This window comes from Pseudomonas sp. Irchel 3A7 (genome assembly GCF_900187565.1).
GTDB lineage: Bacteria > Pseudomonadota > Gammaproteobacteria > Pseudomonadales > Pseudomonadaceae > Aquipseudomonas.
In genome coordinates this window covers 1-14,739 of the sequence record NZ_FYED01000009.1, presented here as the reverse complement: position 1 = coordinate 14,739, position 14,739 = coordinate 1, and the positions used below count along the sequence as shown (strand labels likewise).

General features: G+C 61.5%; 10 protein-coding genes. 1 reads left to right on the top strand and 9 read right to left on the bottom strand.

The window, feature by feature from the left end:
• Positions 1–58: 58 nt before the first annotated feature.
• The 7 genes from CKW21_RS15965 to CKW21_RS15935 all read right to left on the bottom strand — a co-directional run bounded on the left by CKW21_RS15965 (position 59) and on the right by CKW21_RS15935 (position 7,546).
• Positions 59–1,699 carry a BatD family protein gene (locus CKW21_RS15965; protein ID WP_095194916.1) on the bottom strand — a complete coding sequence of 547 codons (1,641 nt, stop codon included), beginning with the start codon at positions 1,697–1,699 and terminating at the stop codon, positions 59–61.
• Complete coding sequence (locus tag CKW21_RS15960) at positions 1,696–3,435, bottom strand: tetratricopeptide repeat protein (RefSeq protein WP_095194915.1); 1,740 nt, start codon at positions 3,433–3,435, stop codon at positions 1,696–1,698. Before CKW21_RS15960 ends, CKW21_RS15965 begins: the two co-directional genes overlap by 4 nt.
• Positions 3,432–4,511 carry a VWA domain-containing protein gene (locus CKW21_RS15955; protein ID WP_095194914.1) on the bottom strand — a complete coding sequence of 360 codons (1,080 nt, stop codon included), beginning with the start codon at positions 4,509–4,511 and terminating at the stop codon, positions 3,432–3,434. The genes CKW21_RS15960 and CKW21_RS15955 overlap by 4 nt, the downstream gene beginning before the upstream one ends.
• Positions 4,504–4,998, bottom strand: coding sequence for a DUF4381 domain-containing protein (locus tag CKW21_RS15950; protein ID WP_095194913.1), 495 nt, complete (start codon positions 4,996–4,998; stop codon positions 4,504–4,506). Before CKW21_RS15950 ends, CKW21_RS15955 begins: the two co-directional genes overlap by 8 nt.
• Complete coding sequence (locus tag CKW21_RS15945) at positions 4,995–5,939, bottom strand: DUF58 domain-containing protein (protein WP_095194912.1); 945 nt, start codon at positions 5,937–5,939, stop codon at positions 4,995–4,997. The genes CKW21_RS15950 and CKW21_RS15945 overlap by 4 nt, the downstream gene beginning before the upstream one ends.
• Positions 5,940–5,944: 5 nt before the next feature.
• Positions 5,945–6,904 carry a MoxR family ATPase gene (locus tag CKW21_RS15940; protein WP_003218556.1) on the bottom strand — a complete coding sequence of 320 codons (960 nt, stop codon included), beginning with the start codon at positions 6,902–6,904 and terminating at the stop codon, positions 5,945–5,947.
• 288 nt (positions 6,905–7,192) lie between these two features.
• A complete protein-coding gene (locus tag CKW21_RS15935; RefSeq protein ID WP_095194911.1) occupies positions 7,193–7,546 on the bottom strand; it encodes a hypothetical protein in 354 nt (117 codons plus the stop codon).
• Between the two features lie 505 nt (positions 7,547–8,051).
• Here CKW21_RS15935 and CKW21_RS15930 point away from each other — a divergent pair.
• A complete protein-coding gene (locus CKW21_RS15930) occupies positions 8,052–12,959 on the top strand; it encodes an NAD-glutamate dehydrogenase (protein ID WP_095194910.1) in 4,908 nt (1,635 codons plus the stop codon).
• Between the two features lie 167 nt (positions 12,960–13,126).
• On the opposite strand, the gene CKW21_RS15925 is transcribed toward CKW21_RS15930, so the two are convergent.
• Both CKW21_RS15925 and CKW21_RS15920 read right to left on the bottom strand, forming a co-directional pair.
• The gene (locus CKW21_RS15925) at positions 13,127–13,837 is read right to left on the bottom strand and encodes an ATPase (RefSeq protein ID WP_095194909.1); all 711 of its coding nucleotides are present in this window, start codon (positions 13,835–13,837) and stop codon (positions 13,127–13,129) included.
• A gap of 228 nt (positions 13,838–14,065) precedes the next feature.
• Complete coding sequence (locus tag CKW21_RS15920) at positions 14,066–14,485, bottom strand: cupin domain-containing protein (protein WP_095194908.1); 420 nt, start codon at positions 14,483–14,485, stop codon at positions 14,066–14,068.
• Between the last annotated feature and the right edge of the window lie 254 nt (positions 14,486–14,739).

The window sequence follows — 14,739 nt, the reverse complement described above, 5'->3', positions numbered from 1 at the left end:
TCTTACACAACGCATTCGCGAGCAGGCTCGCTCCCACAGGTTTGCCTCGCTCGGAGTATTACTTGGGATAAAGCGGCGGCAGCCCGCTGTCGCCTACCGGGTCTTGAACCCGTTCGGCCGTCGGGATCGTGCGGATAGCCCGCCAAAGTTCCTCACCCTGCCAGTGCTGACCGGTTTCGCTGTACAGCGCGCCGTTCAAGCCGTCGAGGGCGTCGGACAGCGGGACGAAGCGGGCGGCCATGTCGGCCAGGGTTTCCGGTTGCTGCCGGGCCCAGGCGTCGAGGGCCTGGCGGGTGGCGTGGGAGTCGTTGGCCTGGCAGGCGCGCTTGAGGTCGTCGAGCACGGTGCGCGGGCTTGGGCCGGTTTGCGCGGCACGCAGGATTGCCGGTTGCCAGCGCGCGCGCCACCACAGGCCGAAGCCCAGCAGGGTGGTGCACGCGAAGATCAGGGTGCTGACTTTCCAGCGCCACAGGGTTTCGCTGTCGGCCGTCGCATTGAGTGGCGAGGTGCCGGCCGGCGTGTCGACCATCAGGCTCGGATTGGTCGCCACCTGCAGGGTTCTGGCCGGCAGGCTGCTGTGTTCCAGGTGATCTTCGAAGGTGTTCCACCAGACCACTTCAACCGACGGCAACTCGATTGAACCACTACGGGCCGGCACCAGGGCTTCACGGTCTTCGCGACTGCCAACCAGGCCGCGTTCGTTGTTCTGGTTGCCCAGCACCGGTTGATCCGGATAGCGGCGCAAGCCGCTGACCTCGGTGCCGGGCAATGGTGGCAGCTGCGAACTGGCCAGGCCTTCGGCTTTCACTGTCAGACTGCGGGTCAACGAATCGCCGACCTGAACGTGTTCCGGCTCCGGGTTCCAGGTCTCGCTCAAGGTCAGGCTGCGTGCCGGCAACCAGGGCAAGTCGGCGGGGTAGGTGATGGGTTTGGCCTTGACCGTCAGCAGCATTTCCTTGGAGCTGATGCGCATCAGTTTGCCGGACTTGGGCGCCTGCGACGTGGCATCCTGGGTGGGCTGGGCATCCACCAGTGCGGCATTGAAAATCTGCCCGGGAATGATCAGTTCACCGCTGTGCTGCGGGTAGATCGCGTAGCGTATTTCAATGACGCCATGGCGCACGCCGTTGATGTCTTTTTCGTAGGTGCGCGATTCACCCAGCTGTTCGATGCGCGCATCGGGAATCTGTGGCGGCGGCAAGCTGCTGTCGTCGTACAGCGACACCGAATGGTAGATGCGCAAGGTCAGGATCGCCTGGGCCTGCACATACACGCTGGTTTGATCGAGGCTGGCCTCGATGAACACCGGGGCCAGTTTGTTCGAGGTTTCCTGGGTTTCGCTCTCGACCACTTGCACGGTGATCGGCTGGCTCTGGATTTCGCCCAGTTTCAGCGCAGGAATCACCGCGCTGCCGTTTTGCAGCGGCAGCAGGGTGACGATCCAGCGGGTGGTGGCGCGGTTGTCGCCGCCGAGGGTGTTCAACTGGTTGACCTGACGGGTGCCACGCACTTCGAACAGCGGTTCCAGCGGCGTCAGGTCCGGCTTGCCGAACTGGGTCACGTCGTTGGATTCCAGGGTCAGCTCGATCGTCTCGCCGGAGTTCAGACGCGTGCGATCGACACTGGCGACCAGCTCGGCTGCCTGGGCCTGAACGGTCCACAACACAAAGGCGAACATGAAAGCGGTGAAGCGGGTCATCGAGTTTTTTCCTGATCCTGATGTTGTTGCTGTTCGTACCAGAATTTGCGTCTGAGCAGTTCCCCCGGGTCATCCGGGATCTGCCGCAGCCATTGCTCCAGCGCTTGCTGCTGTTCGCCCTCGATGCTGTCGCTGGCGGGGCGCATGGGCGGCGTGGTCTGTTGTTCGTCTCCCAGTTCACTGCCCGGGACTTCGTTGGTGCCTGGTTTGGGCGGCCTCGTGGGCGATTGCTCGTCATCGGAGCCGGTCTGTTGGTCAGCGCTCTTCGGCTCGCCGGTGCTCTGCGCCTGGGCGGCAGCGCCGGGTGGCGGTTCTTGAGGCTGCGCCTGAGGCTCTTCGCTGGCGGTTTTATCCGGTTCGGCGGCGGGCGGGTTGGCTTTGAGCTTGAGCAGGCTTTCCACCAATGCCTTGTTGGTCAGGGCCGGACGCAGGTCGGGCTGCCGCTCGAGTGCCTGATCATACGCATCCAGCGCGGCCTCCAGTTCACCGCTTTTGGCCAGGGCGTTGCCTCGATTGTAGTGGGCGTGGGCATCGTTGCCCTCGGCGAACCGCTGGGCGGCGCCGCTGTAGTCGCCGGCCTCATAGAGCGCGACGCCTTGCCACTGATGATCTTCGAAGTGCTGGGCGGCCTCGGCCGGGCGTTTCTGCTTGAGCAGGTGCAGGCCTCGCTGGTCGGGACGCAGCCACAGGTCCTGGAAATCGAAGGCATGGCTCGGTTGTGGCAGCGCCAGCAACAGCGGCAGGCAGAACAACCAGCCGCGACGACCGGCGCAGGCGGCCAGCAGCAGCAATGGCAAGAGCAACCAGTAACCCTGATCGGCCCAGGCATCCAGGCGCAGGGTCTGGCCGTCGTCGCGCAGGTTGCGTGGGCCGTCGAGCAGACCCAGCGCGCGCAGGTCGGAGTCGCTCAGGCGCGCATGGCGATAGCGTCCGTCCAGATCATTGGCGAAGGCTTTCAGGCCGGGGTCGTCCAGATGCGGCACCAGAATCGCACCCTGTTCGTCCTTCATGAAACTACCGTCCTCCTGAGTAATCGGCGCACCTTCGGCAGTGCCGACGCCCAGCATCAGGAACTGGGTGGATTTGCCGCCCAGTGCACGACGGATGCCCAGGCGTTCCTGTTCCGTCAGGGTCGAGCCGATCAACAGAATCCGGCCGTCGCCCAGGGCGCCTTGCTCCAGCAAGGCCAGGGCTTTGGTCACCGCCAGGTCGGCGCGATGACCGGCTTCGGGCATTAATGACGGCTTGAGGGCATCCAGCAGATTGCGGCTGGTGGACAGGTCGTCCGACAGCGGCACCAGCGTGTGCGCACTGCCGGCGTAGACCACGATGGCGGTCTGCGCGTCGCTGCGGTTTTGCAGCAGGTCCAGGAGCTTGCGCCGGGCCTGCTCCAGGCGGTTGGGTTGAACGTCGGTGGCGAGCATTTCCGGGGTCAGTTCAAGGATCACCACCAAGGGGTCGGCAGGTTTCTGGCTGATCTGTTCGACACGCTCCCAGCCCGGACCCAGTAACGCGAACACCGTCAGCAGCCACGCCACTCCGAGGGCCACCCAAGGCAGCTTGCTGTTACGCCCGCTGCCGCCGCTGAGCAACGCCGCATGAAAGGCCGGTGGCAGAATCATCTGCCAACGCCCGGCGCGTTTCTGTCGATGCCAGAGTTGCCACAGCAACCAGCCGAGCAGGGGCAACAACAGCAGCCACCAGGGACGGAACCAGTAAGGCCAGAGCGCGCTCATCGGCGCCTCCGCAGGCGCAGGCGTTTGAGACGCTGGCGCCAGTCGGGCAGTTGCGATTGCAAAAACAGGTCCTTGGTAAACAGCCGTTGCAGTGGATTGTCCGGCCAGAGCTCGCGGACCACCAACAGCATGCTCAGTAACAGCGCCATCGCCAGCGGCCAGTGATACAGCGACTGGGCCGGGCGGGCCTGGGTCGGTTGCTGGGTCACGGGTTCCAGTTGGTCGAGGGTGTTTTTGATCGCGAGCAGCTCCTTGGCGTCCCGCGCCCGAAAGTAGCGTCCGCCGGTCGCCTGCGCGATTGCTGTCAGGGAAGGCTCATCCAGGTCCAGGCTCGGATTGATACCCAGGAAACCCAGGGTGCCGCTTTCTTCCGGATCGGCACCGATACCGATCGGGTAGATTTTCACCCCTTCCTTGGCCGCCAGGCGCGCTGCGGTCAGGGGATCGATTTCACCGCCGTTGTTGGCGCCGTCCGTCACCAGAATCAGCACGCGGCTTTGTGCCGGGCGTTGCCGCAGGCGTTTGAGACCCAAGCCGATGGCGTCACCAATGGCGGTGTTCTTGCCGGCGATGCCAATGCGTGCTTCGTCGAGCCAGACGCGCACGGTATGCCGGTCGAAGGTCAGCGGTGCTTGCAGGTAGGCCCGGCTACCGAACAGGATCAGACCGACCCGGTCACCCTCGCGGCTTTCGAGGAAATCGCCGAGCAGGTGCTTGACCAGCGTCAGGCGGCTGACTTCTTCGTTCTGCCACTGCATGTCGGGGAAGTCCATGGAGCCAGAAACGTCTACCGCCACCAACAGATCGCGGCCACTGGCGGCAATGGGCAGCGGTTCGCCGAGCCACTGCGGGCGTGCGGCGGCGGTCAGCAGCATCAACCACAGCAGCAGGAACGGCGCCTGTTGGCGCCACGCCGGCAGGTTGGCGCGGGCGCGGCGCCGGGCGAGGCCTTCGAGGTCACCGAGGAAGCTGACCTTGAGCGCCGGTTCGCCGCTGTCGGCCACAGGCAGCACCAGACGCATCAGCCACGGCAACGGCAGCAGGGCGAAAATCCATGGCCAGGCGAACTCAAACATGTTTGCGAATCCAGGTATCGACAGCCTGGGTCAGCCCGGCGATGGCCTTGTCGTCAAGTCTGCACTCGGGTTTGTAGGCGCCTTCGACCAGCACCATCCAGCGGGTCAGCCCGGCAGCGGGGCAGCGGTTGTCGAGGAAAGCCAGCCATTTGCGGCCGTTGAGGGTGTGGCTCTGGCTGTAGGGGTAATGGTTGCGGCACAGGCGTTTGAGCAGCCCGTTGAGTTGCTGCAGCCAGGCACCGGCGGGGGCGCCGTCGTACGGCTTGGGCATCAGCGCCAGCTCCGCCAGCGCGGCGAGGCGTACCGGGTCCAGCGGTTGCTCGGCGCGCACGATGCGGCGTTTTTGTGGAATGAAGCGCCGCAGTTTCCACAGGCCGAAGCCGATGGCAGGCAGCAGCAACAGCAACAACCACCAGCCCGGCGCAGGCGGCCAGAAGGCGATTGGGGGTGGAGAAATCAACGGTTGCAGTTGATCCAGACCGTTCATCGACCTTTCCCCGAATTCTGAGGGTTCAGGTACTCGCGCAGTTGTTCGACCATTTCGCTCTGGGTGCTCAACGGCATCAGCAACACCCGTAGCTTTTGCGCCAGCAACTCCCAGCGGGCGATGCGTGCTTCGGCCTGAGCGCGGTAGGTCTGGCGCAGTTCGAAATTCAGCGTATCGAGTTCCAGTTGCGCGCCGCGCTCGGCAAAACGCAGCAAACCGGCGGCGGGCAGGGCGTGATCCAGCGGATCGGACAGCGGCAACAGCAACAGGTCACAGTGGCGCGACAGCAGGCTCAGCTGCTGTTCGGCGCTTTCGGACAAGACGCGCTCGTCGCAAATCACGATGACCAGACTGCCTGGACGCAACACCTCGCGGGCGCGGCGCAGGGCAATGCCGAAGGCATCACGGTCAGGTTCGCTTTCGGTATGTAACGACTGATTGACCCGCACCAGGCGGTTGAGCAATTGCAGCAGGCTCTGTTTGCTGCGTCGCGGTTTGATTTCGTAGTGCTCGTTGTCACCGAACACCAGCCCGCCGACCCGATCGTTATGCCCTAGCGCAGCCCAGCCGATCAGGCTCGCGGCCTGGGCGGCGAGCACCGATTTGAACATCAGCCCCGAACCGAAAAACAGGCGACGGCTTTGCTCGACCATGATGAAAATCGGCCGTTCGCGTTCCTCGTGGAAGAGTTTGGTGTGCGGCTCCTGGGTCCGCGCGGTGACACGCCAGTCGATGGTCCGCACGTCATCGCCGGCCTGATAGACCCGCACCTGATCGAAGTCCACGCCACGCCCGCGCAGCTTGGAGTGATGCAGGCCGATCAGCGGGCTGCGCTGACTTGGCGTAGAGAACAGCTGCACTTCGCGTACGCGATGACGCATCTCGATCAGCTCGGCGAGCGTGACGCGGATACCTGGCTGGGCTGGCGGGAGGGCGTTCATCGGGGTCAAGCGACAGCTACGACGTCGAGAATCCGCTGGACCACGCGGTCCTGGTCGATGCCGGCGGCTTCGGCTTCAAAGGAAAGAATGATGCGGTGGCGCAACACATCGAACAGTACTGCCTGAATATCCTCCGGGCTGACGAAATCGCGCCCGGCGAGCCAGGCGTGGGCCCGGGCGCAGCGGTCCAGGGCGATCGAGCCGCGAGGGCTGGCGCCGTAGGCGATCCACTCGGCCATCTCGGGGTCGAATTTGGCCGGGGTGCGCGTGGCCATGACCAGTTGCACCAGGTACTCCTCCACGGCATCGGCCATGTACAGGCCGAGGATTTCCTTGCGCGCGGCAAAAATCGCCTGCTGGCTGACCCGGCGCTCGGGCTTGGTCTCGCCGTTCAGGGCTTCGCCACGGGCCTGTTGCAGGATGCGGCGTTCAACGGCGGCGTCCGGGAAACCGATTTTCACATGCATCAGGAAACGGTCGAGCTGGGCTTCGGGCAGCGGATAGGTGCCTTCCTGCTCGATGGGGTTTTGCGTGGCCATTACCAGAAACAGCGGCGACAGCTCATAAGTGCTGCGCCCGACACTGACCTGGCGCTCGGCCATGGCTTCGAGCAGCGCCGATTGAACCTTGGCCGGGGCACGGTTGATTTCGTCGGCCAGTACCAGGTTATGGAAGATCGGGCCTTGCTGGAACACGAAGCTGCCGGTTTCCGGGCGATAGATCTCCGTGCCGGTAATGTCGGCCGGCAACAGGTCGGGGGTGAACTGGATACGGTGGAACTGGGCTTCGATGCCTTCGGCAAGTTCTTTGATGGCCTTGGTCTTGGCCAGGCCAGGGGCGCCCTCGACCAGCATATGGCCATCAGCAAGCAGGGCGATGAGCAAGCGCTCGATGAGTTTTTCCTGGCCGAGAATCTGCGTTGAAAGAAAGGTTCGCAGCGCGAGCAGCGCTTCACGATGTTCCATCGATGACTGTTCCTGGAAAGGGTGACCGAAGACGTTCGTATAACGCCAGGGCTGGGGGCGTTACTTTAATCCATCGCGGGGGGCGGCGACTAACGGCATTTTGAGCAAAGTGCGGGAAATGGTTGGCGAAAAATGTTGGAAGTTTGTACGGGTGGGAGAGCGGCGTCGTGTTTTCGGACCTCTTCGCGAGCAGGCTCGCTCCCACAGGTGGCCGGATTCTTTCGCAAAGGACGCGATCAATTGTGGGAGCGAGCCTGCTCGCGAAGAGGCCGGTACAGCTACTGAATGCTAGAGCTGACTGATGTAGGTCCCGGCCCCCTTGAGAATATTCTGCAAAGTCTCTTCCACCTCGGCTAGATCGCTGGCATCAGTGCTATGGGTGATCTCCAGCACATCATCCCCATTCAACGCATCCGCATCCGCCGCAGCGATTTCGATCAACAGGCGGGTAGGGCTCAGCGTGACTTTCACACCGTCCAGGGTCGAGGGTTCGCCGTCCAGGGTGATTTCCAGTTCATCCTCGTCCGGGTAGCGGCTCATCAGGAACATTTCGCCCTTGTCGCTGTGGCAGCAGAGCATGGCCATGTTGTCTTCTTCGTCGTCGCACGGGTTGACGATCAAGAGGGCGGTGGTCATTTGCATGGGTAGTTCCTGGCTCGACGAGCGTAATGAAGGCGAACAAAAGGTGATTCTGCCAGTCCCGGCGAATTTCTGCTCGCCCGAGTGTCGAAGGGCGTGATGTGGACGGTCAATGTGTTGCTGGTCATTTCTGGTACGTATGTGCCGCAAAAAACCGACAGAAAACCGCCATTTTCCTGCGCGACTGCTAGTGTTGTGCGATGCACCGCCACCAAGCTGCATACCGTTGACCGAATATGTCGCAGCATCGCAAGCACGGGCCTTGCCGCACTCGTTAAGCTGCGCAACGGATGAGCACCTGTAAAGGCATTGCGCTGCCCGCAGCCCAGTCGTTTTTGCAGATGCCCATTCAGGGAAGGTGAATGTGACCCGAGTGTCTCGTCCAGCTTCACCCACCTGTCGCCCTGTTTCCTCTGCCCGAGAATCAGGAACAGGGTGACGGGTAGCCCCGATAGGGGTTTTGCACGCGACGCTTCCATCAATAACAAGCCCAAGCGGAGTACCACAGATGGCGTTCTTCACCGCAGCCAGCAAAGCCGACTTCCAGCACCAACTGCAAGCGGCACTGGCGCAGCACATCAGTGAACAGGCACTGCCACAAGTGGCGCTGTTCGCTGAACAATTCTTCGGCATCATTTCCCTGGACGAACTGACCCAACGTCGGTTGTCCGACCTCGCTGGCTGTACCCTTTCTGCGTGGCGCCTGCTTGAGCGCTTCGATCACGCGCAACCGCAAGTGCGCGTCTTCAACCCCGATTACGAACGTCACGGCTGGCAGTCGACCCACACCGCGGTCGAAGTGCTGCACCACGACCTGCCATTCCTGGTGGATTCGGTGCGTACCGAGCTGAACCGCCGTGGCTACAGCATCCATACCCTGCAAACCACCGTGCTGAGCGTACGCCGTGGCAGCAAGGGCGAGTTGCTGGAAATCCTGCCCAAAGGCACCCAGGGCGACGACGTTCTGCACGAATCGTTGATGTACCTGGAAATCGACCGCTGCGCCAACACCGCCGAACTGAACGTCCTGACCAAAGAGCTGGAGCAGGTACTCGGTGAAGTGCGCGTCGCGGTCACCGATTTCGAACCGATGAAAGCCAAGGTCCAGGAAATCCTGACCAAGCTGGACAACAGCCAGTTCGCAGTCGATGCCGACGAAAAGAGCGAAATCAAGAGCTTCCTGGAATGGCTGGTGGGCAACCACTTCACCTTCCTGGGCTACGAAGAGTTCGTGGTCACCGACCAGCCTGATGGCGGTCACATCGAATACGACCAGAACTCGTTCCTCGGCCTGACCAAACTGCTGCGTACCGGCCTGACCTACGATGACCGGCGCATCGAAGATTACGCGGTGAACTACCTGGGCGAACCGACCTTGTTGTCGTTCGCCAAGGCCGCACACCCGAGCCGTGTGCACCGTCCGGCTTATCCTGACTATGTGTCGATCCGTGAAATCGACGCCAACGGCAAGGTCATCAAGGAATGCCGCTTCATGGGCCTGTACACCTCGTCGGTGTACGGCGAGAGCGTGCGTACCATTCCCTATATCCGCCACAAGGTCGCGGAAATCGAAAACCGTTCCGGCTTCCAGGCCAAGGCTCACCTGGGCAAGGAACTGGCGCAGGTACTCGAAGTACTGCCGCGCGACGATCTGTTCCAGACCCCGGTGGATGAGCTGTTCAGCACCGTGATGTCGATCGTCCAGATCCAGGAGCGCAACAAGATCCGTGTGTTCCTGCGCAAGGACCCGTACGGCCGCTTCTGCTACTGCCTGGCCTACGTGCCGCGTGACATCTACTCCACCGAAGTGCGCCAGAAGATCCAGCAGGTGCTGATGGATCGCCTGAAAGCCTCGGATTGCGAGTTCTGGACCTTCTTCTCTGAGTCCGTGCTGGCACGCGTGCAGCTGATCCTGCGCGTCGATCCGAAAAACCGCATCGACATCGACCCGCAGCAACTGGAAAACGAAGTGATCCAGGCCTGCCGCAGCTGGCAGGACGACTACGCAGCCTTGACCGTCGAAAGCTTCGGCGAAGCCCAGGGCACCAACGTGCTGGCCGACTTCCCGAAAGGCTTCCCGGCCGGTTACCGCGAGCGTTTCGCAGCGCATTCGGCTGTGGTCGACATGCAGCACTTGCTGAACCTGAGCGATAAAAACCCGCTGGTGATGAGCTTCTATCAGCCGCTGGGCCAGGTCTCCGGTCAGCGCCAGTTGCATTGCAAGCTGTACCACGCCGACACCCCGCTGGCACTCTCCGACGTGCTGCCGATCCTGGAAAACCTCGGCCTGCGCGTGCTGGGCGAGTTCCCGTATCGCCTGCGTCACAACAGCGGCCGCGAGTTCTGGATTCACGATTTCGCGTTCACCGCCGCCGAAGGCCTGGAGCTGGACATCCAGCAGCTCAACGACACCCTGCAGGACGCGTTCGTCCACATCGTGCGTGGCGATGCCGAAAACGATGCGTTCAACCGCCTGGTACTGACCGCCGGCCTGCCATGGCGTGATGTGGCACTGCTGCGTGCCTACGCCCGTTACCTGAAGCAGATCCGCCTGGGCTTCGACCTGGGTTACATCGCCAGCACCCTGAACAACCACACCGACATCGCCCGCGAGTTGACCCGGTTGTTCAAGACCCGCTTCTACCTGGCGCGCAAGCTCACCGCCGATGATCTGGACGACAAGCAACAGCGCCTGGAACACGCGATCCTGAGCGCACTGGACGACGTCCAGGTGCTCAACGAAGACCGCATCCTGCGTCGCTACCTGGACCTGATCAAGGCCACCCTGCGGACCAACTTCTACCAGACCGACGCCAACGGCCATAACAAGTCGTACTTCAGCTTCAAGTTCAACCCGCACTTGATTCCTGAACTGCCCAAGCCTGTGCCGAAGTTCGAAATCTTCGTTTACTCGCCACGCGTCGAAGGCGTGCACCTGCGCTTCGGCAACGTCGCTCGCGGTGGCCTGCGGTGGTCCGACCGTGAAGAAGACTTCCGTACCGAAGTCCTGGGCCTGGTAAAAGCCCAGCAAGTGAAGAACTCGGTGATCGTGCCGGTGGGCGCGAAGGGCGGTTTCCTGCCGCGTCGCCTGCCGTTGGGCGGCAGCCGAGACGAGATCGCGGCCGAGGGTATTGCCTGCTACCGCATCTTCATTTCCGGCCTGCTGGACATCACCGACAACCTGAAGGACGGCGCTCTGGTGCCACCGGCCAACGTCGTACGTCATGACGACGATGACCCGTACCTGGTCGTGGCAGCGGACAAGGGCACTGCTACCTTCTCCGACATCGCCAACGGCATCGCCATCGACTACGGCTTCTGGCTGGGTGACGCGTTCGCGTCCGGTGGTTCGGCCGGTTACGACCACAAGAAAATGGGCATCACCGCCAAGGGCGCGTGGGTTGGCGTACAGCGCCACTTCCGCGAGCGTGGCATCAATGTCCAGGAAGACAGCATCACTGTGGTGGGCGTCGGCGACATGGCCGGCGACGTGTTCGGTAACGGCTTGTTGATGTCCGACAAGCTGCAACTGGTCGCGGCATTCAACCACATGCACATCTTCATCGACCCGAATCCGGATCCGGCGACCAGCTTCGCCGAGCGTCAGCGCATGTTCGACCTGCCGCGTTCGGCGTGGTCGGATTACGACACCAGCATCATGTCCGAAGGCGGCGGTATTTTCTCCCGCAGCGCGAAGAGCATCGCGATTTCCCCGCAGATGCAAGAGCGCTTCGACATCAAGGCCGACAAGCTGACCCCGACCGAACTGCTCAACGCCTTGCTCAAGGCACCGGTGGATCTGTTGTGGAACGGCGGTATCGGTACCTACGTCAAAGCCAGCAGCGAAAGCCACGCCGATGTCGGCGACAAGGCCAACGATGCACTGCGCGTGAACGGCAACGAGCTGCGCTGCAAAGTCGTGGGCGAGGGCGGTAACCTCGGCATGACCCAGCTGGGTCGTGTCGAATTCGGCCTCAATGGCGGCGGTTCCAACACCGACTTCATCGACAACGCCGGTGGCGTGGACTGCTCCGACCACGAAGTAAACATCAAGATCCTGCTGAACGAAGTGGTTCAGGCCGGCGACATGACCGCCAAGCAACGCAACGAGTTGCTGGCAAGCATGACCGACGAAGTCGGTGGCCTGGTGCTGGGCAACAACTACAAGCAGACCCAGGCCCTGTCCCTGGCGGCTCGTCGTGCCCTGCCACGCATCGCTGAATACAAGCGTCTGATGAACGATCTGGAAGGCCGCGGCAAGCTGGATCGCGCCATCGAGTTCCTGCCGGCCGAAGACGCGATCAACGAGCGCGTCGCTGAAGGCCATGGCCTGACGCGTCCCGAGCTGTCGGTACTGATCTCCTACAGCAAGATCGACCTCAAGGAGCAGCTGCTGGGCTCCCTGGTGCCGGACGACGACTACCTGACCCGCGACATGGAAACCGCTTTCCCGCCGAGCCTGGTGAGCAAGTTCTCCGAAGCCATGCGTCGTCACCGCCTGAAGCGCGAAATCGTCAGCACCCAGATCGCCAACGACCTGGTCAACCACATGGGCATCACTTTCGTTCAGCGACTCAAGGAGTCGACCGGCATGAGCCCGGCGAACGTGGCTGGCGCCTACGTGATCGTGCGCGACATTTTCCATCTCCCGCACTGGTTCCGTCAGATTGAAAACCTGGACTACAAGGTTTCCGCCGATGTGCAACTGGAGCTGATGGACGAGCTGATGCGCCTGGGCCGTCGCGCCACGCGCTGGTTCCTGCGTGCCCGCCGCAACGAGCAGAATGCTGCCCGTGACGTCGCGCATTTCGGTCCGCATCTGGCGGCATTGGGCCTCAAGCTCGACGAACTGCTCAGTGGCGAGATCCGCGAAACCTGGCAGACCCGTTACCAGGCCTACGTCGCAGCCGGTGTGCCGGAGTTGCTGGCGCGCATGGTGGCGGGTACCACGCACCTGTACACCCTGCTGCCGATCATCGAGGCCTCCGACGTGACCGGCCAGGACCCTGCGGACGTGGCCAAGGCCTACTTCGCCGTGGGCAGTGCGCTGGACATCACCTGGTACCTGCAACAGATCAGCGCACTGCCGGTTGAAAACAACTGGCAAGCCCTGGCCCGTGAAGCGTTCCGCGATGACGTCGACTGGCAGCAACGCGCGATCACCATCTCGGTCCTGCAACAGGGCGACGGCAGCCAGGATGTGGAAACACGCCTGACGCAGTGGATGGCGCAGCACGAAAGCACGATCGAACGCTGGCGTGCCATGCTGGTGGAGATCCGTGCCGCCAGCGGTACGGACTACGCCATGTACGCGGTCGCCAACCGTGAGTTGCTGGACGTGGCGTTGAGCGGTCAAACGCCGACAGTGCCGCCTGCTACTGTCTCGGCCAATGCCGAGCTGGAGCCGGCTGCCTGATAGGCTGTTGAATGAAAAAACCCGCATTGAGAGATGCGGGTTTTTTTTGCCTGATTTTTTTGGGTGCCTGTTATGGCCCCTTCGCGAGCAAGCCCGCTCCCACACTGGTTCTATGTGCAACGCAAAAACATGTGGGAGCGAGCCTGCTCGCGAAGGGGCCATTAATATCAATACAAATTCATGCCTGGTTTATTATCTGTCATCGATACTTTATCTGTCGGGCTGGTCAATAAATTACTGAGAGACTGGTCAAACTTCTGCAGCGCCCTTGTTTGCACATTTTGTTGTTCATTTATATCTGCAACAATTTCTTCACTGCGCTTGTAGTCTGCCCACACCGGGCTGAGTGCTTTGGCGTCATGCCCTTGTGCAGTGGCAATATAGTTGAGGTTACGGTCGTAGAAGTGCGCACGGACATCCGCTTCAATATCGGAACTGCGCGAAGTCATGAGTTGACTGCGACTGTCGACCACCGCGATGACATCCGGTTTGGCGGCCTTGAGGCTTTGCATGTCCGGATACACCGTGACCGATCCGAACTGCCGTTGCAACGAGGCCTTGATCCAGTCTACCGCGAGGTCGGGATTGGACGTGGCCACGTAGGCGTCGTGGATCGACTGCACCAGCAGGCTCTGGCCGAAACCGGTGCCGGCGTTGGCCTGGTAGTCCTGCAGATAGGCGCGGTTGGCCTGGGTATTGCGGCTGTACACCACGCCCAGGGAGACATGGCTACCGCTGGGAACGCCGGTTACGCTGCTGCGACCCACCGGTTCACTGAAGATACCGTCCAGCGAGGAAACCGCGGACGGTGCAGTGGGAATCGAACAGCCGGTTAACAGCGCCGTTATCGTCAACGTACTGACAAGTGCAAGTTTCATGGTGTTTCTCCAGTGAAACAACATCAGTCGGAAAGTTAGGGTGCCGGAAATAACCGGCGGTGCATCCAGACTAAACCGGGATGGGCACAATGAAATAGCCAATATCAGTCTTTATGGGGGAGCCACTAGTTTTGTTTGATGTAAAGATGTCGGCGTAATTACCCGAAGAAATAAAAAGGCCCGAATGCGTAATTCGGGCCTTTTTATTTATGGCTAACCGTTCAGCGATCAGTTTTTCAGGGGGACCAGAACTTCTTCGTCCGGCGACAACACCATGAATACCAGTAACTTGGCCGGTTGGGTGGCGCTGGCGTTTTTCGAGACCAGATGCTCGGAACCGGCCGCTTCGTACCAGTATTGCCCGGCCTTGTAGGTCACTTCTTTCTCGCCTTTCACCTGCGAAGTGACGGCCCCCTCCAGAACGTAAGCCATGGCGGTGCCGTCGTGCCTGTGGGCAATGGACGCCTGGCCGGGCTTGTAGTCGACTTCGATCATCAAGGCTTTTTTGCCCGGTACGTTTTTCAGCATTTTGTCCTGCAATACCGTGACCTTTTCCGACGGATTACCCGCCTCATGGGCGAAGGCCGAGGCGGATACGGTCAAGGTCAGGGCGACAAAAGGGGCGGCACAGAAGCGCAAAACGTTCATGGTTCATCACCTGCGGTGGTTTAGTGGTCAGGAACCAATCTAGTGCGCTGTGGCGGGCAATCAAACAGCCAATATTCGAGAAGGCCAGGGGACCAATCGGGATGTAAAAACAAAAGATCGCAGCCTTCGGCAGCTCCTTGTATCTCGACTATCGCTCCATCAGGAGCGATAGTTCTCGACTGATCATCGAGGGAGGGACTTGGAAGCCGTGCAGCTCCTTAGGCTTTTTGCCTGTGATGTAGATCGTGCTCCAG